Raw genomic sequence first — 20,091 nt, forward strand, 5'->3', positions numbered from 1 at the left:
GGGGAGGCCCTTGGCGCCTTGGCGCCGAACAGGCCCTAGACGCCCCGGATGTGGCCCGCGCGCCAGTGGTCGCGGTCGGTGAACGCCGCGGTGAGGTCCGGTTCGCCGACGGCGCGGATACCGCGCACGGCGACCGTGGTGAGGTACGTGCGGTCGCCGCCGCCCGACGCCCGCCGGGCCAGCGTGCCCAGCAGACGCTGACCGGCCGGGGAGGCCCAGCGGGAGTAGGGATGGACCTCGACCCGGGCGATCGCCAGGCAGCTCAGGGTCAGCGCGAGCGGCAGCGCGAACCAGAGGGCGACCAGATGACGCGGCATCTCCGACGGGGCGGGGCTCAGCAGCGCGACGGCGCCGAGCACGAGGACACCGACGGCCGCCGCCTGCACCTGGCGCACCGCCGCCGCCACCGACGTACGGGCGCTGTCGGGCACCGCGAGGCCCGCGCGCACCAGCCGGTCGGCGAGACCGCGCACCGGGGCCGCGGTGGCCGCCGCGTCGCGTACCGGCGCGATACGGGACTGCCCCTCGGGGCCGATCGCCCCGATCACGGAGCGCTCGATCTCGTCCCGGCCGCGCGGGTCCACGACCGTCGCCCACCCCGTGTGGGCGAGTAGCAGCCGGCGCTGGCGGGCCATCGAGACGAGCGTGAGGTCGGCGACCCGGCGTGGGCCGCCGGACAGGAACGCGGCCTCGTAGAGCGTCAGGTCGTGTCCCCGGCCCGTGTCCGCGTCGGTGGCCGCGGTGCGTACGGCGGCCAGGCACAACCGCGTACACGCGGTACCGGCGGTGGCCCAGGCGAGCAGCAGGAGAAGGACCCAGAACATGACGCTGTTCTATGCGACCGGTCTTGGACGCGCCATGCCTTGTTCACGATCCGGACGCACAGTTGCCTGTCTGAGACCTTCCGCTTAGGACCCGGTGGGCAGCGGGCTGCTCGCCGGGGGCGGCAGCGTGTACGTCGGTGTCACCGGGACCGCCGGGACCGGGTCGGCCGTCGGGCCCGGTGGGCCGGGGGAGCGGGTGATCGGCGGCGTGGAGTCGGCGGCCAGCTGCTCGGCCAGCGCGTCGAAGTCGACGTAGCCGGTGGCCTCCAGGATCTTGATGTGATCGAGGACGGTCGTGTTGGCGTCGTCGGCCAGGGTCCTGACTAGGGAGTTGCGGGTGCTCGCCCGGACCTGGGCGACCAGCGAGAAGACCCTGCCGTGCGCCAGCCGCAGGATGTTCGCGAACTGCCGGTCGTACTCGACGCCTTGGGCCGAGTCCAGGGTGGCCAGCCACTGCTTCTGCTGCTCGTTGGGCTCGTTGGGGAGCTGGAGCCCGAGCTGGGACGCCACGTCACGGACCCGTTCGTCCAGGAACGTGTGCCCGTCGACGAGATGCTGCCCCGCCGTGCGCACGGCGGCGGTGGTGCCCTTCTGGAGGGCCTGCCGGCCGGCCGGCAGCTCCCACAGCCCGGCCAGCCGGACTTTGACGACGAACTCGCGGTCCAGCGCGGACAAGGGCCCGTATCTCGTCGCCACGGTCTGGGCGTTGAGCACGTCGGCGCTGGTCCCGGACCGGTCGGCGTACGACCAGATCGGGAAGAGCAGCGCCACGATGGTCGCCGTCAGGCCCGTGATGATGAGCCCGGTACCACTGAGAATGCCTCGGCCTCTGACCGGGGGTCGGGGTCGCATGGTGCCTCCTGCTTGCGGCACCGCACGCTAATGCTCTTCAGGTGCGGGACTGGCATATTACCGCCCGGTCTACGACAACTGCCGTACGGGACAGGAGGGTTGCAACCGGGACACCAAGGGCGAATGGGGGAGGGTGAGGTGGTGCCGTACAGCCGCAAAACGGTGTGAAGCGTATGCGGAATCCGTCTGTGGGACCTGTGGTGTTAACCCGGGCACATTCCGACGTGGACGCGGTGTCGGTACATGTCCGGCCGGGGCACCACGGCCGGCGTAGTCCGGCTGCGCCGCTCGCTGTCAGCGGCGCAGCAGCACCCGGCGGGTCGCGCGGGCCAGCCGCACCGCCGGGCGGTGCGAGCGCGGGCGTGAGCCGGAGCGCTCCAGCCACCACTCGCGCAGCTCACCGCGAGCCCGTGCGTCCTCGGGAAGCTCCGACCGGAGCAGATGACCCGCGAAGTCCAGCGCGTCCCGGCGGTAGCCGCCGGACATCGGGTGTCCGTGGGCGTACCCGAGGAACGCGGTCCGGTACTCCGCGCCGAGGATCTCCGGCAGCTCCGGGGCGATCTTCGCCACCACGTCCGCCCGCTTCCCGGCGAGCGCCCGCGCCTGCACCCCCAGCCGCACCCGGTCGAACCCCTCGGGCACGGGTGTCCCGGCGACGAGCGCGGAGAGCAGCGCGGTCTGCGCGAGGGCGAGCCGCTGACGGGCGGGGGAGAGGTCCGCCGAGGCGTCGGGAGTCCTCCCGTGGGCCGGCGTTCCCTCGCGGGCCGTCGTCGCGGCCTGCTCGCGCCCCTTCTCCAGCGCGCCCCTGATGGCCGTCAGCTCCCCCTCCAGCTCGGCCTCCGCGGGGAAGTTCTCGTCCCGCTCCAGCAGCACGCCCGGCGGCGAGACGCGGGAGGCGAGGTCGGTGAGGATGTCCAGGACCGGCCGGGGGACGGGGTGGGCGTGGCTGTCGTGCCAGACGCCGTCCCGCTCGAAACCGCCGGCGACGTGGACGTAGGCGATGGCCTCCAGCGGGAGCGCGGAGAGCGCCTCGGCGGGGTCCTCGCCGCGGTTGACGTGGTTGGTGTGCAGGTTCGCCACGTCGATGAGCAGCTTCACGCCGGTCCGGTCGGCCAGCTCGTACAGGAACTGGCCCTCGGTCAGCTCCTCGCCCGGCCAGGAGATCAGCGCGGCGATGTTCTCGACGGCCAGCGGTACGGGCAGCGCGGCCTGGGCGATGCGGATGTTCTCGCACAGCACGTCGAGGGCGTCGCGGGTGCGCGGGACCGGCAGCAGGTGGCCGGCCTCCAACGGCGTGGAGGCGGTGAGCGGGCCGCCCGCGCGGACGAACGCGATGTGCTCGGTGACCAGGGGCGACCCCAGTGCCCGGGCGCGCTCGGCGAGGGCCGTCAGCCGCGCCTCGTCGGGGCGGTCGGCGCCGCCGAGACCGAGGGAGACGCCGTGCGGGACGACGGTCACCCCGCGCTCGCGCAGCCGCGTCAGCGACTCGGGGAGATGGCCGGGACAGGTGTTCTCGGCCACGACCTCGACCCAGTCGATGCCCGGCATGCGCTCCACCGCGTCCGCGATCTCCGGCCGCCATCCGATTCCCGTGCCCAGTCGCTCCATGGTCCGTCCCCTCCCCGGTCTCCTCCGGATCCGCTCGGTGTGTGAGGGGGGTATGACCCCCGCCATCCGATACGAACCCCGGAGCGGGAACGTTCAGAGCAACATTTGAGGTTGGGGCCCGTCCGGCGGGCGGCCTCCGGGGTCCCCGGGTCAGCGCAGTGCCGGGTGGTCCGCCACCACCGTGCAGGACCCCGGCGCGATCTCCGTGAACCCCGCGTCCCTGACCAGCGGCAGCCCGCCGGTGACGAGTTCCCGCCACCGCGCGGGCGACGCGGTCCGCACGGCGAGCGGGAAGCCCGCGTCCCGCCAGGCGGCCTTCTCCTCGTCGGACAGCTCCCACCAGGCGAGCTGGGCGCCGTGCCCGGCCTGGGCCATCAGCTTCCCGGCCGACATGTCGAGATCGGGGTTCGTCCACAGCACGGGCCCGCCCGGGTCGGCGTCCGCCGGGGGCTCCGGGTCGTCCAGGTCGGTGCCGGACACCTGGAGCTTGGCCAGCTCCTTGGGCCAGCCGTCGAGCGGCACCGGCGGATAGACCCGCACCTCGGCCGACTTCCCGGTGACCGTGATCCCCGGCAGTGCCTCCGCCTTGCGCCACTCCGCGCCCCGCGCCCGCCGCACGACCTTGCGGATGCGCGCGTCCTGCCAGTCCCGCATGGCCCCGGCCCACTCGCCGTCCCCGAGGGAACGCTCGTCGCTCAGCACGGTGAGCACCGCCCGCGCGGCCGTCTCCAGGGCGTCCGTTCGGGCCGGGGGAGAGGCCTTCTCGATCCGGACGACCAGGGGGAGCACGAACTGCGGCGCGGTGTCACGGGCGCCGGCCTCGTCCTGGAAGGGGTGCTGGGGTGCCTGCTGCGAAGGACTGTCACTCACGTCGGCCCACCTTACGTCCCGCCGTGACGCGACAGGTTCCCACCGCCGGGCTCCCGCCGCCGGCCGCGTTCGCCACCCGGCCGGTGCCGTGGTCGCCGACGGGCCGCGCCGGGCCGTCGACGCCGGTCGAGGTGACGCCGTGACGGGAGCGGGCGCCGACCGGCCCGTCCCGGTGCCGCCCCTGGGCCGTCGCCGTGCTGCCCGCGGCCGTCCCGTTCGCCCGGGTCCGCGGCCTCACGCCAGGGCCGTCACCCCGAACAGGCGGTCCGCTGGGCTTCCTGCCACTCGCAGACCGGGCAGAGGGTGATGCCCTTGTGCGACTCCGGGTACTCCGTCGGCTTCCGGCACAGCACGCACTCCGCGTACGGCGGCTCCTCGGCCACGGGAGGCTTCGGGGCGTCGCCGGTCGCGCAGTACTCGTCCTCGCTCATGACTCCAGCGTAGGACGGTCAGCGGCTCGCCCCGATCAGCTCGGAGACCTTCACGAACCGGTACCCCCGGGCGCGCAGCTCCGGCACGATCCGCCGCAGCGCCCGCTCGGTCGTCGGGGCGGCGCTGCGGGTGCAGTGCATGACGACGACCGACCCCGGCCGCACCCCCTTCAGCACGTCCTCGGCCACCGCGTCCGCGTCCGTCGCGAACGCGTCGCCGCTCACCACGTCCCACTGCACGGCCGTCACCCCGGCCGGGGTGAGCGCCTTGAGGGCGGCACGGTCGTAGCAGCCGCCGGGGAACCGGAAGTACGGCATCGCGTGTTCCACCCCGGCCTCGCGGAACGCGGCGTACGCCCGCTCGACGTCGGTCCGCATCCGCTCCGGGGACACCGTGGGCAGCCCGTAGCAGTCACCGGTGAAGGCGTAGTGGCTGTACGAGTGGTTGGCGACCTCGAACAGGGGGTCCTGGCCGATCGTGCGGGCCTGGACCGGGTACTGCTCGGCCCAGCGGCCCGTCATGAACACGGTCGCGGGCACCTTCAGCGCCCGCAGCGCCGCGATGAGCGGGGGATTGTCGAACCGCTCGCCCGCCGCGGCCCGGGGGCCCTGGTCGGCCGTCATGTCGGCGTCGAAGGTGAGGGCGACGGTCCTGCCCGCGGTCCGCGGACCGTGCTCGAACACCGGGGTGAGCCCGGCGGGGCCCGGCGCGAGGGTCGGCGGCGCCGAGGGGGCGGTGGCGGAGGGGGCCGGACGGGCGGCCCGCGGGGCCTCGGGGGCGGCGGTGCCGCAGGCGGTGAGCGCGGCGCCCAGGACCCAGGCGGTGACGGCACAGGAGGCGACCGCCCGGCGGACGTGCCGGGCCGGTCGGACGCGGCGCACTGGTCGTACTGGAGTGATCACCGCATGAACATAAGTGGAGGAATCGGGCGCTTCCGGGATTGGGTCGTCTCACGCGCCGGGTGTGCGCCCTTCGGACGTCCCCCGGTCGCCGCTCAGCAGACGCGCCCGGCACTCCGCCACGTCGAAGTCCGCCTTCGGGTACTGCGGGTCCAGGGCCTCCAGGTGTTCCAGGAGGAGCCGGCTGACGGCCCAGTTCCGGTACCACTTGCGGTCGGCCGGGACGACGTACCAGGGGGCCTGCGGGGTGGAGCAGCGTTCCAGGGCCAGCTCGTAGGCGTGCTGGTAGGCGGGCCACAGCGCGCGTTCGTCGATGTCGCCCGGGTTGAACTTCCAGTGCTTGTCCGGGCGGTCCAGGCGTTCGAGGAGGCGGTCGCGCTGTTCGTCGAAGGAGATGTGGAGGAAGCACTTGACGAGGGTGACGCCGTCGTCGGCCAGCGCCTGCTCGAAGTTGTTGATCTTGTTGTAGCGGCGGCCGATCTCGGTGGCCGGGGCGAGCTCGCGGACGCGCGCGATGAGCACGTCCTCGTAGTGCGACCGGTCGAAGATGCCCAGCTCGCCCGCGCGGGGCAGGGCCTGGCGGATGCGCCACAGGAAGGGGTGCCGGCGTTCCTCGGGGGTGGGCGCCTTGAACGCCTTGATACGGCAGCCCGACGGGTTGAACAGGCCGATCACGTGCTTGACCGTGCCGCCCTTGCCGCTGGTGTCCATGCCCTGGAGCACCAGCAGGACGCGGCGCCGGTCACCGGCGGTGCCCGCCGCCCACAGCCGCTCCTGGAGCTCACCGAGACGGCCGCCCATCGCGGCCAGGTCCGCCGGGGCGGCCTTCTTGTCCTTCGGGCCGCCGGGCGTCGCGCGCGGGTCCCGGGCGGACAGGTCGACCGGTTCGCCGGGCGGGACGCGCAGCCGCTCGCCCAGCCCGCGGTCCTTGCTGTGCTTGGCCATGGCTGCCCCTGTCGGTGCCGGTCCGGTCGTCCCTCGATCCTGCGCCGGGCGGCGGGGTGCCGCCACCCGGCGCAGTCGCGTCCCACCGGTGCGTCACCGGCGGGTCATCGGTGCCAGGGGCCCGTCACCGCGAACGTCGTGCCGGGCGTGTAGCAGTTGACGTACATCGTCCGGCCGTCGGGGGAGAAGGTGACACCGGCGAACTCGCCCCACTCCGGGGCCTGCTCGGTGCCGATGTTCTGCGCGTTGCGGGCCATCGCGTAGACCTCGCCCGTGCGCGTCACGCCGTAGACGTGCTGGACGCCGTTGCCGTCCTCGCAGACCATCAGGCCGCCGCTGGGCGCGAGGCAGATGTTGTCCGGGGACTCGCCGGGGAGCTGGACGTCGGTGTCCGGGCCGAACACGATCACCAGGGTGAGACGGCGGCGCTGGGGGTCGTAGCGCCAGATCTGCCCGTAGTGGTCGGCGGCCGACCCCTCCGCGCTGTGCGCGAACGACGAGACGAAGTACACGCACCGGCCGCCCCAGTAGCAGCCCTCCAGCTTCTGCGCGTGGGTGATGCCCTTCGGCCCGAAGTCCTGGAGCCTGATCGGGGTCCGGGCGGCGAGCGGGTCGGGGACGTCCACCCAGGTGACACCGTCGAAGCTCGCCCCCGTCTGCTGCACGGACGACAGGTCGGGGACGCCCGGCACCCGCATGGCCTGGAGCCGGCCGCCCGCGCGCAGCGAACCCAGCCCGCCCAGCGGCTTCTCGGGCAGGAAACGGTAGAAGAGGCCGAAGGGCTGCAGGAAGGCGTCCTCGGTCTCGTAGACGACACCGCTCCTCGGGTCGACGGCGATCGCCTCGTGCTGGAAGCGGCCCATCGCGGTCAGCGGCACGGCGCCCGAGCGGTGCGGATCGGCGCCGTCGACCTCGAAGATGAACCCGTGGTCCTTGGTGTACCCGTTGGTCCCGGCCAGGTCCTCGGTCTCCTCGCAGGTCAGCCAGGTGCCCCAAGGCGTGGGCCCGCCCGCGCAGTTGACGGCAGTACCGGCGATGGCGACGCGCTCGGAGAGGACGTTCCCGCGCTGGTCGAGCGTCAGCGACGTACAGCCGCCCTTGCCCGCCGGGTCGTAGGTCAGGCCCTCGACCGTCGGGACGGGGACCTTGCCGGTGCTGCGGTTCTCGTGGTTGCGGACCAGATGGACGCGGCCGTGTCTGCCGGTGAAGGCGGACATGCCGTCGTGGTTGGAGGGGACCGGGCCCTCACCGGAGCGGAGCTGATCGCCCTCGCGGGATAGGACCCGATAGCGGAAACCTTCCGGCAGATCGAGGAGACCGGCCGGGTCGGGCACCAGGGGGCCGTAGCCGGAGCGGCCGGAGGGCTGGGCGGCGGCGGTGCCGGCGAAGAGCTCGGAGAGGGCGCCGGTGAAGGCGATGCCCGCTCCCAGGGCGCCGGAGCGGGCGAGGATCTGTCGTCGTGTGGCGGACATGGCGGAGCGACCTTCCTGCTGGCGGACAGGACTGTGACTCCGCTGTGTCTACCATTTGATGTCTCCCGCGTGAACTACGCGCGTCGTCGTGTCACTTGGCCGGGTCGCGCCCCGGGGGCGCGGGGTGCTCCTGCGCCCGCTCCAGGAACCGCAGCAGCTCCACCGGGAAGGGCAGCACCAGCGTCGAGTTCTTCTCGGCGGCGACCGCCACCACCGTCTGCAACAGCCTGAGCTGGAGCGCGGCGGGCTGCTCGGACATCTCCTTGGCGGCCTCGGCGAGCTTCTTCGACGCCTGGAGCTCGGCGTCCGCGTTGATGATCCGGGCCCGCCGCTCCCGGTCGGCCTCCGCCTGCCGGGCCATCGAACGCTTCATCGCGTCCGGCAGCGACACGTCCTTGATCTCGACCCGGTCGACCTGGACGCCCCAGCCGACGGCCGGGCTGTCGATCATCAGCTCCAGGCCCTCGTTGAGCTTCTCCCGGTTGGACAGCAGATCGTCCAGCTCGCTCTTGCCGATGATCGACCGCAGCGAGGTCTGCGCCATCTGCGAGACCGCGAACCGGTAGTCCTCGACCTTCACCAGCGCGCTCGGCGCGTCGACCACCCGGAAGTAGACGACCGCGTCCACGCGGACCGTCACGTTGTCCCGGGTGATGCCCTCCTGGGCGGGCACCGGCAGGGTGACGATCTGCAGGTTGATCTTGTGCATCCGGTCCACGAACGGGATCACCATCGCGAGACCGGGCTCGCGCACGCCGTCCCTCAGCCGCCCGAGCCGGAAGACGACCCCGCGCTCGTACTGCTTGACGACCCGCGCCGCGGCGGAGACGTACACGAGTCCGGCCGCACCGGCCGCGACGGCCACCGCCACCACTTCCTGGAGCATGACGACCCCCTTCGTACGCTGTCACGAGAGGTCTTTTGTCTGCTCTTTCAACGATATGCCCGGCTCCCGGCCAGAAGCCAGAAGCCGGGCGAGCACGTCAGACGGAGGTCATCCGTACCGGTTCCGTACCGACCGCGCTGTGCCGTTCCGCCCAGTTCTCCAGGGCCGTGCGGCAGGCGTGGTCGAGGTGGTGGAGGCCGGAGAGGTCCAGCTCCACCGGGCGGTCCTGCGGGAGCGCCTCCAGGCTGTCGAGGATCTTCGGCAGCCGCAGGAAGGTCGCGTTGCCCGACAGATACGCCTGGACGGGACCCGCGCCCTTGTCCACGACCTCCAGCTTCAGATGCGAGGCCTCCCAGGCGGTCTTGGCGACGGCCAGCGCCAGACCGATCAGCACGCCCTCGAACATGCTGACCGCGACGATCGAGACGGCCGTGGCCATCAGGATCAGCGCCTCGCCGCGGTGCTCGCGCCACAGCCCCGCGATCGCCCGCACCGGGATCAGCTTCGCGCCGGAGTAGACCAGGATGCCCGCGAGCGCCGGGATCGGGATGTAGGCGAGGACGCCCGGCAGCAGCGCCGCGAACAGCAGCAGCCACACCCCGTGCAGGACCCGGGACGCCTTCGTCCGCGCGCCCGCCTGGACGTTCGCCGCGCTGCGCACGATCACGGCCGTCATCGGCAGCGCGCCCAGCACACCGCACAGCGCGTTGCCCGCGCCCTGGGCGACCAGTTCCTTGTCGTACTCGGTGCGCGGCCCGTCGTGCAGCCGGTCCACGGCCGCCGCGCTGAACAGCGACTCGGCGGACGCGATCAGCGTGAACGCGAGGATCGTGGCGAGCACGGCGACGTCCGCCAGCTCGCCGAAGGCGGACAGGGACGGCGGCTGGACCGAGCCCAGCAGCCCCTGCACCTCGACGGTGGCGACCGGCATCGCGAACGCGGTCGCGGCGGCCGTCGCCAGTCCGACCGCGGCCAGCGGACCGGGCAGGGAGCGCACGACGGACGGCATCCGCTTCCACAGCACCATCACGGCGACGGTGCCGACGCCCAGCCCCAGCGCGGCCAGTGCCTCGGCGTCTCCCAGGGCCTCCACGAGCGCCCCGGGCAGTCCGGCTATCTTGCCGAGCCCCGAGGCGGGCGCCTCCGCCCCGGCCATCGCGTAGAGCTGTCCGGCGATCAGCACCAGGCCGATGCCGGCGAGCATGCCCTCGACGACCGAGACGGAGATGGCCCGGAACCAGCGGCCGAGCCTGAGGACGCCCATGGCGATCTGGAGCACCCCGGTGACCAGCACGATCACCCCGAGCACGGGCAGCCCGAACTCCCGGACCGCCTCGAAGACGAGCACGGTCATACCGGCGGCGGGCCCCGAGACCTGGAGGCTGCTGCCCCGCATGAGCCCGGTGACGATGCCGCCCACGATGCCGGTGGCCAGGCCCAGTTCGGCCGGGACACCGGAGGCGACGGCCACGCCCACGCACAGCGGCAGCGCGACCAGGAAGACGACCAGGGACGCGGCGAAGTCCCGCCGCAGATGAGGGTGGTTGGTCATCGCGCCGCTCACAGGGCCTGGAAGGCGTCGGTGTCCGGCCGGTGTTCGAGCACCGCTCCCGTGTGCACCTCGTAGTACCAGGCGCGGAGCGTGAGGTGACGTGCCGCCAGCTTCGCCTCGATGAACGGGTACGAGCGCAGCCGCAGCACCTGGGCGAGGACATGGCTCTGCACGCCCTCGGCCACGGCCGGGTCCTCGACGGCCCCGGCGGGCCGCGGTTCGGCCCGCGCGAGCCAGTCGCGCACGGCGGGTACGGCGGTCAGGTCGTCCCCGCGCACCAGCGCGCCCACCGCGCCGCAGTGCGAGTGGCCGCAGACGACGATGTCGGTGACGCCGAGGACCTCCACGGCGTACTCGATGGTGGCCGCCTCGCTCGTGGGGTGCTCGGAGGCGTACGGGGGGACGATGTTGCCCGCGGTGCGCAGCTCGAAGAGCTCGCCGGGGCGGGCGCCGGTGATCAGGGCCGGGACGACCCGTGAGTCGGAGCAGGTGATGAACAGGACCTGAGGGGACTGCCCTTCGGCTAGTTTGGCGAACTCCTCAGGGCGCTGTCCGAACAGACGGGCGTTGTCGATGAGGGGCTGCATATGCGGTGACTCCTCCTGGCGCGCCGCAGCGGCGCGTCGGGTCTGCACGACAGATGTGGGGGGACGGCCGTCTCTCAGGCGTACGCGATCGCGCAGACGTACGCGGTCGCGAACATATGTCTGAGAGCGAAGAGAGGGAGCGCCGGGGGCGTGCCGGGGCGCATCGGGCAGCCGGATCGAGCCGTCCTACCTGGCAACATGCGCCCCCCTCCCGACAGTTCACGGCCTTGACCTGGACCAAGAATTGGTCAATGAATGGTCAAGAAACATGTTAACCCTGCAAAGTCATTTGCAGGGTTAACTTAGCGTTTCCGGCTGAAGACAGCCTGAAAGCGCGGGTGGGTCGGCCGGAACCAGCCCTTGACCTGGGGTTGTTGAAGGCTTAGGCGGTCTCGACGAGGCCCTTGCCGTCGCGCGCCAGCGCGGTGAGCCGCGATATCGCGCGGAAGTACTTCTTGCGGTAGCCGCCGGCCAGCATCTCCTCGCTGAACAGGCGGTCGAAGGGCAGTCCGGACGCCAGCACCGGGACCTCGCGGTCGTAGAGCCGGTCCGCGAGGACGACGAGACGCAGCGCCGTCGACTGGTCCGGGACGGGCTGGACGTCGGTCAGGCACACCGCCTTCAGGCCATCGGTCAACGCACCGTAACGGCTGGGGTGGACGCGGGCGAGGTGCTCCAGCAGCGCCGAGAAGTCGTCGAGCGAGGCGCCCTCGGTGGCGTACGCGGCCTTGGTGACCTGTTCGTCGCTGTAGGGCGCGGGGGCCTCGGGCAGCCCGCGGTGGCGGTAGTCCTCGCCGTCGATGCGCAGCGTGCGGAAGTGCGCCGACAGGCCCTGGATCTCGCGCAGGAAGTCGACCGCGGCGAAACGGCCCTCACCGAGCTTGCCGGGCAGCGTGTTGGAGGTCGCGGCGAGCGCCACGCCCGCCTCCACGAGCTTGCGCAGCAGGCTGGAGACGAGCACGGTGTCGCCCGGGTCGTCGAGCTCGAACTCGTCGATGCACAGGAGGCGGTGACCGGACAGCGTCTGGACCGTCTGCTGGAACCCCAGGGCGCCCACGAGGTTGGTCAGCTCGACGAAGGTGCCGAACGCCTTCAGGGAGGGCTCGGCCGGGGTGGCGTGCCACAGGGAGGCGAGGAGGTGGGTCTTGCCGACGCCGTAGCCGCCGTCGAGGTAGACGCCGCGGGGACCGGAGGGTGCCTTGGCCTTCGCCTTGCCGAAGCCGAACAGGCCGCGCCGGCCGCCGCCGGTGGCGTGCGCCCCGCCGAGGCCGCCCGCGAAGCCCTCCAGCACCCGCACGGCCTCGAACTGGCTCGGCTGGTTCGGGTCCGGCATGTAGGTGCCGAAGCGGACCGAGTCGAAGCGCGGCGGCGGCACCATCTCGGCGACCAGACGGTCCGCGGGGACGTGCGGCTCGCGGGCGCACAGGGACACGGGGGCCGCGTCCGCTATCGGGCTGATCCCGGAGGCGGTGGATGAGGAGGACGACACGGTTCCCCATGCTAGGGCCTGCCCGGCGGACCGGGGCGCCCGGGACGGAGGGGGCGGCACGGGAGGGGGCAGGGCCGAGCCGGGCCCCGGGAGCCGGAGGCCGACGGCAACGCCGCAGATGAGCGGGGTCGGGCCCGGTGGGCGCGGCACGATGGACCGGGGAGGTCGCCCGGTACCGTGCCACACTGCACGACATGCGACGCCTGTTCCCTGTGACCGACAAGACAGCGGCGAACGCCTCCGGGGCCGAGCCGGCCGACCGCGAGTGGACCCTCCAGGAGCTGGCCTACGCCTACGCCTACCCCGCCCCCGACGCGGCCGGGGCGCCCTGGCTGCGGGCCAACATGGTGTCCACGCTCGACGGGGCCGCTCAGCACGACGGCCGGTCCCAGCCCCTCTCCACCGCCTCCGACATGCGGATCTTCGGCACCCTGCGGGCGCTCGCGGATGTCGTCGTGGTCGGTGCGGAAACGGTACGGCAGGAGGGGTATCGCCCGGCACGCGCGCGTGCGGAGTTCGCCGCCGCGCGCGAGGCGGCCGGACAGGATCCCGCGGCGGCGATCGCGGTGGTCAGCGCGGGCCTCGACCTGGACTTCTCGCTGCCCCTGTTCACCTCACCGCTGGTCCCCACCCTGATCCTCACCGGCGCCTCGGCCCCCTCCGACCGGGTCGCCGCCGCGGAGAAGGCGGGCGCGCGGGTGGTGATCGCCGGTGACGGGGCCGGCGTGGAGCCCGCGCGCGCGGTCACGGCCCTCGCCGGGCTCGGGCACACCCGGCTGCTCACCGAGGGCGGACCACGGCTGCTCGGACAGTTCGTGGCCGCCGGCGCGCTGGACGAGATGTGCCTGACCCTCGCGCCGATGCTCAACGCGGGGGACGCCCAGCGGATCACCGGGGGGCCGTCCGTTCCGGTTCCGCGGCGGTTCGCACTGGTGTCCCTGCTGGAGGAGGAGGGGTTCCTCTTCGGCCGCTACCGGCGCACCTGACATTCGACCAGGCGTACGCCGGTCCTCAGATCGGCGGAATCTCCCGTTCCGTTTAGCTTCCGACGGGCACACTAAATCTCGCAGCCCCGTGAGATCACGGGGCAGGATGGTTTCCGCAGAAGGGGCGCGCGGTGTTCAGAAGCGTATTGATGATCGAGAAGGCGCTGACGTCCGCGGACGTCGAGTTCGTCACCACCCTCCACGGGGACGAGCAGGTCAGCTTCCAAGTGCTCCTCCAGCCGCGCGGCGACCAGGCCGACCGGCTGCTGCGGGCGATCGACGACGTCGCACTCGGCGAACTCGACGAGGTCGCGCACGAGCGCGAGGTTCCGGAAGGGGCCGCGGCCCGCGATTTCGGGGAGCGGGCCCTGGAGGTCTCGTTGCGGGCGCTGCGCGCCTCGGGCAGCGAGGCGGAGGGGCGGCTGATCGAGGACCACCCCCTGGACGCGCTGAAGTCGCTCGTCGACGAGTTCACGGCGGACGAGGTGATCGTCCTGACCGATCCCCACTACGTGGAGGAGTTCTTCCACCGCGACTGGGCCTCCCGGGCCCGGCACAAGGTGGGGGTGCCGGTGCTGAAGCTGTTCTCGCACAGCGAGTCGTAGGCGGGCGCGGGCAGGGACGCGGTCGTGGCCGGGTGCCCGGGCCGGGTGTCCGTGACTGTCGGTGGCTCGGCATAGGCTTGCCGCTGACCGTCCGCCGTATCCGTACGTACAGGGAGAACCACATGGCACCCGGCCTTCCCCCCGCCATGGACCGACCGCACTTCATCGGCATCGGCGGCGCCGGGATGTCGGGGATCGCCAAGATCCTCGCCCAGCGCGGGGCCGCGGTGGCGGGCAGCGACGCCAAGGAGTCGGCGACCGCCGAGGCCCTGCGCGCGCTGGGGGCGACCGTGCACATCGGACACGCGACGGAACACCTCGCCGACGACGCGAGCTGCGTGGTCGTCTCCTCCGCGATCCGCCAGGACAACCCGGAGCTGGCCCGCGCGGCCGAGCTGGGCATTCCGGTCGTGCACCGGTCCGACGCGCTGGCCGCCCTCATGGACGGGCTGCGGCCGATCGCGGTCGCGGGCACCCACGGCAAGACGACGACCACCTCGATGCTGGCCGTCTCCCTGACCGAACTGGGCCTGCACCCGTCGTACGCCATCGGCGGCGACCTGGACGCCCCCGGCTCCAACGCGCTGCACGGCGACGGCGAGATCTTCGTCGCCGAGGCCGACGAATCGGACCGCAGCTTCCACAAGTACGCCCCCGAGGTCGCGATCGTCCTCAACGTGGAGCTGGACCACCACGCGAACTACGCCTCCATGGACGAGATCTACGAGTCCTTCGAGACGTTCGCGGGCCGGATCGTCCCCGGCGGCACGCTGGTGATCTCCGCCGACCACGAGGGTGCCCGGGAACTCACCCGCCGGCTCGCCGCGAGCGACGTGCGGGTGGTGACGTACGGCGAGGCGCCGGACGCCGACGTACGCGTGCTGTCGGTGCTCCCTCAGGGCCTGAAGAGCGAGGTCACGGTCGTCCTCGACGGCCAGGAGCTGACCTTCGCGGTCTCCGTGCCCGGCCGCCACTACGCGCACAACGCGGTGGCCGCGCTCGCGGCGGGCGCGGCGCTGGGCGTCCCGGCGGCCGAGCTGGCCCCGGCCATCGCGGCGTACACGGGGGTGAAGCGGCGCCTCCAGCTCAAGGGCGAGGCGGCGGGCGTCCAGGTGATCGACTCCTACGCCCACCACCCCACCGAGATGACCGCCGACCTGGAGGCGATGCGCGCGGCGGCCGGTGACGCCCGCATCCTCGTGGTCTTCCAGCCCCACCTCTTCTCCCGCACCCAGGAGCTGGGCAAGGAGATGGGCCAGTCGCTGGCCCTCGCCGACGCCTCCCTGGTCCTGGACATCTACCCGGCCCGCGAGGACCCGATCCCCGGCATCACCAGTGACCTGATCATCGAGGCCGCGCGGGCCGCGGGTGCCGATGTGACGCCGGTCCACGACAAGGCGGATGTGCCGTCCGTCGTCGCGGGAATGGCGAAGCCCGGTGATCTCGTTCTCACCATGGGCGCGGGTGACGTGACGGACCTCGGCCCGCTGATCCTGGACCGTCTGTCGAAGTGAGGGGCTGAGCAGCATGTCGTACGACGTCGAGAAGCCGGACGAGCAGTGGCGCGCGGAACTGACCCCGGCCGAATACGCCGTCCTGCGCCAGGCCGGCACCGAGCCCGCGTTCGCCGGTGAGTACACCGACACCAAGAAGAAGGGCGTCTACTCCTGCCGCGCCTGCGGCGCCGAGCTCTTCACCTCCACCACCAAGTTCGAGTCCCACTGCGGCTGGCCGTCCTTCTACGACCCCAAGGACACCGACGCCGTCGAACTCATCGAGGACCGCTCCCACGGCATGGTCCGCACGGAGGTCCGCTGCTCCCGCTGCGGCTCCCACCTCGGCCACGTGTTCGCGGGCGAGGGCTATGCCACACCCACGGACCAGCGGTACTGCATCAACAGCATCTCGCTGCGACTGACGGAGGACGAGGGCTGACGCCGGCGTGAACCGGCTGAGCGGCTCTTGGACGCTGTCCGGGAGCCGCCGTCCGGCGGGGTGCCACGGGTGCTTTTCGCCGACGTGTGGATATCGACCACCTGTGCGGAAAGGATTCCCCCGAGGCGCTGGTTCGGGCGCACGGTGTGAGGGGGCGCGCGTGCGGGGCCACGGGCTCGATGCGCACAACGAGTTGAGCGGCACGGTGCACGGAGCGGTCGTGCAGGCCGGCGCGGTGTACGGCGATGTCCACATCGGCTCCGCGCCGCGTCCTGTGGACGAGACTCCCTGGCAGCTTCCGCCGCGCGGGCATGTGGTCGACCGATCGCCGGAACTGCGGGAGCTGGAACGGCACCGGGCCCACGCCCTGCGTCAGGACAGGCACGTGCTGGCCGCGGTGAGCGGCCTCGGCGGGGTCGGCAAGACCACCCTCGCGGTGAAGTGGCTGACCACGCTGCGCCCCGACTTTCCCGACGGGCAGCTGTATGCGGATCTCGGCGCCCAGTCGGCCGAGGGGCCGGTGCTCCCGGGCGAGATACTCGGACGCTTTCTGCGGGCCTTGGGCATCCCCGTGCAACAGGTGCCGGTCACGCCGGCCGAGCGGTCCGTCCTGTACCGGTCACTGACCGCGGGCCGGCGTCTCGTCGTGCTGCTCGACGATGCCGCGACCGCCGCACAGGTACGGCCCCTGCTGCCCGGCGGCGCCAATGTGACCGCGGTGACGAGCCGAAACAGACTGCCGGGGCTGGCGGTCGACGGCTGCCGGGCCGTCCACCTGGACGCGCTTGCTCCCGAGGCGGCCGTCGAACTGCTCGCCGACACCCTCTCCGACGGCCGGGTGGCCGCCCAGCCCGACGATGCTCGCACACTGGTCGAGCTCTGTGCCGGACTGCCCCTGGCGGTCCGGGTCGCGGGCGCCCGGCTCGCGGCGCGTCCCGGCCGACGCATCACCACGATGGTTCACGCCCTCAAGGAAGAGCACGACCGGTTGGAGGTGTTGGCCATCGACGGAGACCACAACGTCCGGGCGGCCCTGGACCTGTCCTACCGGGCGCTGCCCCCTCAGGCCGCTCGGTTGTACCGGCTGCTGGGACTCCATGCCGGTCCGGAGTTCGGGAGCGGTGTCGCGGCGGCCGTGCTGGCCGGCGAGGCGAGCGCGGCCCCGGCCCTGCTGGAGACGCTGCATGACGCGAGTCTCCTCCTGGACGCGGGAGAAGAGCGCCACCGTTTCCACGACCTGGTACGGCTGCACGCCGCCGCTCGGGCGCGGGAGGAGGAACCGCTCGAGGAGCGGGAACGGGCCGTACGCCGGATCGCCGACCACTACCTCGCGAGCGCCACTCGCGCAGAAGAGATCATCGACCCCCAGCACCGCACCATGGCACGTGACTTCGGTCCGGGGCCGGTGGTCGTCGCCGATGTCGGCCGGAACGCCGAAGCCGCCCTGGACTGGCTGGAGCGGGAGCTGCCGCAGCTCATGGCCGTGCTGCGGCGCTCCCGCGCCGAAGGCAGTCCGACCGTCGCCTGGCAGCTCGCGGACGCCCTGTGGCCCCTCTTCCTGCGCCGCAAGTTCTACGACGACTGGCACGGCGCACATGAGGAAGGCCTCGCTGCGGCAACCGAGTCGGGGGACACGGCCGCGCAGTGCCGGATGCTCACCTCCGGCGGAGTGGGTCGACTGGGCTCCGGGGATCACGGGCGCGCCCTGGAGATGTTCGAGCGTGCGGCCCGGCTCTTCGAGGACCGCGGCGACCGGCTCGGCCTGGCTCGGACGCTCAACTACCGGGGACTCGCCCTGCAACGACTCGGGCGATCGGGCGAAGCCGCCGAACTGTTCCGGCGCGCGGCGGCCGAGTTGCCGGTCCACGGTGACCGGCGAGCCGGCGCGCTGGCGGGCCTGAATCTCGCGGACGTCGCTCTGGCGACAGGCCACGCAGAAGAAGCCGTCCAGCAGGGTGCTTCCGCCCGCGACGCCCTTCGGAGTGCCGGTGACACGTACAACGCCGCCCGCGCGGAAACCCTTCTGGGGCGTGCACACCTCGCTCTGGACCGTCTCGCGCAGGCGGCCGACCACTTCTCCTCGGCGCTCGCCACCCTTCGCGGCATGACCGCGAGCTACGAGATCGCCCGTGCCGTCGCGGGACTCGCGGAGGTCGCCGAGCGGCGCGCGGACACGCGCACCGCCCAGGACCTCTGCCGTGAGGCACTGGACCTCTACTCGGCGGTGGGCCGGTCGCACTCACCGGAAGCGGAGCTCCTACGGCACCGACTGCACCGGCTGGACGGCGGTCGGCCGGAAACCTGAACCGGCAGCACGTGCAGCGGTACCGAACCGAAGGCCACGCCCGGCAGGCCGGCCACCAGCCAGGCGTGGGCCGCCGAGGCGATCGCCGGCCACGGATCCTCCCCGTCTCCCGCCGCGCCGATGCCCAGTTCCCGGACGGTGCCTCTCCCGCCGAACCGGATCCAGCCGCGTGCGTCCTGATGCACCACGACCACCAGAGCGCCCGGATGGGAGGAGGCGGTCGCGGCCGCCGCTCCCGCCCCCGTGCCCCGCTCGATCAGCACATCGGCCAGCTGCGCCCGACGGGCCGTTGCGGGAAGCCGGGTTCGGGTGTGCTCCTCCGTGCTCACGGCCCCGGTGAACGGGTCCGTCAGCACCGTACGAACCCGCTGCAGCGACCCGCACGGTCCCGCGTCCAGGGACACCACGGAGACGAGGACCCCGTCATGGCGCGGCAAGACTGCCCGGCCCGTCGTAGCGGACGGTGAGCGGGAGCCGTGCCGGTTCCGGCGTCGTGCTGCCCGCCGGTGCACGCAGCCGCAGCTTGCGGTAGAGCAGCGCGCGCATCTTGTGCGAGAACCGCCCCGGTTCCGAGGAGATCCGCGCCGCGACCCGCTCGTAACGATGCGAACGGCCCACGGCCGAGCTCCGGTTGAGCTGGGGCAGCAAGGGACGGTCCGTGCGCACGCGCGGCGCGAAGGACATCAGTTCCCCCAGCGGGGAGCCCGGATCGACATCGGCCTCTGCCCTGCCCGCCATGAGGACCGGGACGCCGGTCATCGCGCCGTAGAGCGAGACCGAACCGTGGTCGCCCACGATGTAGTCGGCGGCGACCACGGCTCCCACCCAGTCCCCGTACGGACTGACCAGGGTCAGCCCCGCGCGGGCCAGGCCGGCGAGCCAGGCGCGGACCTGCCAGTCGCCGTGCGCGTTCCAGATGTGGGGATGCAGGAGCGCGGCGACCCGGAACGAGGTGCGGGGCAGTTCGGTCACCAGCTGTTCGAGGATCTCCCAGCCGTGTCCGACGACCGAGTCGGCGCCCCAGGTCGAACAGACGAGGACCAGCCGGTGTCCGGCCCTGGCACCGAGGGCGTCCCTGTACAGGGCCCGCGACGGAAGACTGGCCGTGACGCGGTCGAAGCACGGGTCGCCCACCACGTGCGCCGCGGGCACCGCCTCGGGGCATTCACGGCCGAGCCGGGACAGCTCCTCGTGATGGGCGAGGACGATCGCCTCCGGCACCACCGTGCCGTCCCGCACCAGTCGCTGCCTGCTGAGACCGTAGACCCCCCGCTGCGCCACCGGAGCACCGCGCCGGCCCGCAGAGGTGAACTTGTTGTGACCCGCGCCGTGCGGCAGCACGATCACCGGCGCCTGGAGCTCGTGAAGGCTGCCATGGCTCGCGGCCAGCACGAGATGGAACGGTGTCTGCACCGCCTGGCTCCAAGGCAGCACCAGACCTCCCAGCCGGTCCAGGAAGTCCGCAACACCGTTGCTGAACACATCGGGTGCCTGGGTGAAGAAGGTCTGCACCCGCACGTCGCCTTCCAGCAGACGTATCGTGTCGAGCAGCCGTTGACCCGCGATCACCGTGTGCACCACGACCAGCACGCGCCGGTGAGTCCTGCGGGTGGCCCACCGCTCGACGTCCAGCCGCACCGGCACATGACGCCAGTGCGGTTCGGACACTGTCACGCTCATCGTCGAATTCCCCCGGATTCCGTCGTACGGGCCTTCGGTGGCCCGTGGCGGTGAGGTACCCAAGGGGACAGGACGGCGGGCTTGCAGGAACCCTGCACTCCCGTGGATCCTTGACGCCACTGCTCTGTGCGCTGGTCGCGCTTCCGTACGCCCCTGCGTCCTCC

At 72.5% G+C, this 20,091-nt stretch carries 18 protein-coding genes; 5 read left to right on the top strand and 13 right to left on the bottom strand.

Annotation, left to right across the window (positions count from 1 at the left end):
- Positions 1–35 precede the first annotated feature (35 nt).
- The 12 genes from ACIPSE_RS20785 to zapE form a co-directional block, all read right to left on the bottom strand.
- Complete coding sequence (locus tag ACIPSE_RS20785; protein ID WP_401664555.1) at positions 36–824, bottom strand: TIGR04222 domain-containing membrane protein; 789 nt, start codon at positions 822–824, stop codon at positions 36–38.
- Between the two features lie 84 nt (positions 825–908).
- On the bottom strand, positions 909–1,676 hold the full coding sequence (locus ACIPSE_RS20790; RefSeq protein WP_401664556.1) for a DUF4142 domain-containing protein: 768 nt from the start codon (positions 1,674–1,676) through the stop codon (positions 909–911).
- Positions 1,677–1,970: 294 nt separating this feature from the next.
- Complete coding sequence (locus tag ACIPSE_RS20795) at positions 1,971–3,284, bottom strand: DUF692 domain-containing protein (RefSeq protein WP_401664557.1); 1,314 nt, start codon at positions 3,282–3,284, stop codon at positions 1,971–1,973.
- Positions 3,285–3,434: 150 nt separating this feature from the next.
- Positions 3,435–4,154 (bottom strand): peptidyl-tRNA hydrolase, encoded by a 720-nt coding sequence (locus ACIPSE_RS20800; protein ID WP_401664558.1) that lies wholly within the window; start codon positions 4,152–4,154, stop codon positions 3,435–3,437.
- A 248-nt stretch (positions 4,155–4,402) separates the two neighbouring features.
- A complete protein-coding gene (locus tag ACIPSE_RS20805; protein ID WP_401664559.1) occupies positions 4,403–4,585 on the bottom strand; it encodes a hypothetical protein in 183 nt (60 codons plus the stop codon).
- Positions 4,586–4,603: 18 nt separating this feature from the next.
- Positions 4,604–5,467, bottom strand: a complete 864-nt coding sequence (locus ACIPSE_RS20810) for a polysaccharide deacetylase family protein (RefSeq protein WP_401664560.1) — start codon at positions 5,465–5,467, stop codon at positions 4,604–4,606.
- Between the two features lie 69 nt (positions 5,468–5,536).
- The gene (locus ACIPSE_RS20815) at positions 5,537–6,430 is read right to left on the bottom strand and encodes a polyphosphate kinase 2 family protein (protein ID WP_401664561.1); all 894 of its coding nucleotides are present in this window, start codon (positions 6,428–6,430) and stop codon (positions 5,537–5,539) included.
- A gap of 104 nt (positions 6,431–6,534) precedes the next feature.
- Positions 6,535–7,902, bottom strand: a complete 1,368-nt coding sequence (locus tag ACIPSE_RS20820) for a PhoX family protein (protein ID WP_401664562.1) — start codon at positions 7,900–7,902, stop codon at positions 6,535–6,537.
- 91 nt (positions 7,903–7,993) lie between these two features.
- Positions 7,994–8,788: a slipin family protein gene (locus tag ACIPSE_RS20825; RefSeq protein ID WP_401664563.1), complete on the bottom strand. Its 795-nt coding sequence runs from the start codon at positions 8,786–8,788 to the stop codon at positions 7,994–7,996.
- A 97-nt stretch (positions 8,789–8,885) separates the two neighbouring features.
- Positions 8,886–10,340, bottom strand: a complete 1,455-nt coding sequence (locus tag ACIPSE_RS20830; RefSeq protein WP_401664564.1) for a SulP family inorganic anion transporter — start codon at positions 10,338–10,340, stop codon at positions 8,886–8,888.
- 8 nt (positions 10,341–10,348) lie between these two features.
- A complete protein-coding gene (locus tag ACIPSE_RS20835) occupies positions 10,349–10,927 on the bottom strand; it encodes a carbonic anhydrase (protein WP_401664565.1) in 579 nt (192 codons plus the stop codon).
- A gap of 382 nt (positions 10,928–11,309) precedes the next feature.
- Positions 11,310–12,416, bottom strand: coding sequence for a cell division protein ZapE (zapE, locus tag ACIPSE_RS20840; protein WP_401664566.1), 1,107 nt, complete (start codon positions 12,414–12,416; stop codon positions 11,310–11,312).
- A 194-nt stretch (positions 12,417–12,610) separates the two neighbouring features.
- Here zapE and ACIPSE_RS20845 point away from each other — a divergent pair, with 194 nt between their 5' ends.
- The 5 genes from ACIPSE_RS20845 to ACIPSE_RS20865 all read left to right on the top strand — a co-directional run bounded on the left by ACIPSE_RS20845 (position 12,611) and on the right by ACIPSE_RS20865 (position 18,247).
- On the top strand, positions 12,611–13,402 hold the full coding sequence (locus ACIPSE_RS20845) for a pyrimidine reductase family protein (protein WP_401664567.1): 792 nt from the start codon (positions 12,611–12,613) through the stop codon (positions 13,400–13,402).
- 149 nt (positions 13,403–13,551) lie between these two features.
- Positions 13,552–14,007 carry an indole-3-glycerol phosphate synthase gene (locus tag ACIPSE_RS20850; protein WP_401665028.1) on the top strand — a complete coding sequence of 152 codons (456 nt, stop codon included), beginning with the start codon at positions 13,552–13,554 and terminating at the stop codon, positions 14,005–14,007.
- A 122-nt stretch (positions 14,008–14,129) separates the two neighbouring features.
- The gene (gene murC / locus ACIPSE_RS20855; RefSeq protein WP_401664568.1) at positions 14,130–15,521 is read left to right on the top strand and encodes a UDP-N-acetylmuramate--L-alanine ligase; all 1,392 of its coding nucleotides are present in this window, start codon (positions 14,130–14,132) and stop codon (positions 15,519–15,521) included.
- Between the two features lie 13 nt (positions 15,522–15,534).
- Positions 15,535–15,942 (top strand): peptide-methionine (R)-S-oxide reductase MsrB, encoded by a 408-nt coding sequence (gene msrB / locus ACIPSE_RS20860; RefSeq protein WP_401664569.1) that lies wholly within the window; start codon positions 15,535–15,537, stop codon positions 15,940–15,942.
- 160 nt (positions 15,943–16,102) lie between these two features.
- Positions 16,103–18,247 carry an ATP-binding protein gene (locus ACIPSE_RS20865; protein ID WP_401664570.1) on the top strand — a complete coding sequence of 715 codons (2,145 nt, stop codon included), beginning with the start codon at positions 16,103–16,105 and terminating at the stop codon, positions 18,245–18,247.
- Between the two features lie 423 nt (positions 18,248–18,670).
- On the opposite strand, the gene ACIPSE_RS20870 is transcribed toward ACIPSE_RS20865, so the two are convergent.
- On the bottom strand, positions 18,671–19,927 hold the full coding sequence (locus ACIPSE_RS20870; protein ID WP_401664571.1) for a hypothetical protein: 1,257 nt from the start codon (positions 19,925–19,927) through the stop codon (positions 18,671–18,673).
- Positions 19,928–20,091 lie beyond the last annotated feature (164 nt).

The organism is Streptomyces sp. NPDC090106, from assembly GCF_044747265.1.
Classification (GTDB): domain Bacteria; phylum Actinomycetota; class Actinomycetes; order Streptomycetales; family Streptomycetaceae; genus Streptomyces.

Coding starts and splice junctions, on each gene's coding strand:
- ACIPSE_RS20785 (WP_401664555.1), bottom strand. CDS start 824: ATGTTCTGGGTCCTTCTCCTGCTGCTCGCCTGGGCCACCGCCGGTACC.
- ACIPSE_RS20790 (WP_401664556.1), bottom strand. CDS start 1,676: ATGCGACCCCGACCCCCGGTCAGAGGCCGAGGCATTCTCAGTGGTACC.
- ACIPSE_RS20795 (WP_401664557.1), bottom strand. CDS start 3,284: ATGGAGCGACTGGGCACGGGAATCGGATGGCGGCCGGAGATCGCGGAC.
- ACIPSE_RS20805 (WP_401664559.1), bottom strand. CDS start 4,585: ATGAGCGAGGACGAGTACTGCGCGACCGGCGACGCCCCGAAGCCTCCC.
- ACIPSE_RS20815 (WP_401664561.1), bottom strand. CDS start 6,430: ATGGCCAAGCACAGCAAGGACCGCGGGCTGGGCGAGCGGCTGCGCGTC.
- ACIPSE_RS20820 (WP_401664562.1), bottom strand. CDS start 7,902: ATGTCCGCCACACGACGACAGATCCTCGCCCGCTCCGGCGCCCTGGGA.
- ACIPSE_RS20825 (WP_401664563.1), bottom strand. CDS start 8,788: ATGCTCCAGGAAGTGGTGGCGGTGGCCGTCGCGGCCGGTGCGGCCGGA.
- ACIPSE_RS20830 (WP_401664564.1), bottom strand. CDS start 10,340: ATGACCAACCACCCTCATCTGCGGCGGGACTTCGCCGCGTCCCTGGTC.
- ACIPSE_RS20835 (WP_401664565.1), bottom strand. CDS start 10,927: ATGCAGCCCCTCATCGACAACGCCCGTCTGTTCGGACAGCGCCCTGAG.
- ACIPSE_RS20845 (WP_401664567.1), top strand. CDS start 12,611: ATGCGACGCCTGTTCCCTGTGACCGACAAGACAGCGGCGAACGCCTCC.
- ACIPSE_RS20850 (WP_401665028.1), top strand. CDS start 13,552: ATGATCGAGAAGGCGCTGACGTCCGCGGACGTCGAGTTCGTCACCACC.
- murC (WP_401664568.1), top strand. CDS start 14,130: ATGGCACCCGGCCTTCCCCCCGCCATGGACCGACCGCACTTCATCGGC.
- msrB (WP_401664569.1), top strand. CDS start 15,535: ATGTCGTACGACGTCGAGAAGCCGGACGAGCAGTGGCGCGCGGAACTG.
- ACIPSE_RS20870 (WP_401664571.1), bottom strand. CDS start 19,927: ATGAGCGTGACAGTGTCCGAACCGCACTGGCGTCATGTGCCGGTGCGG.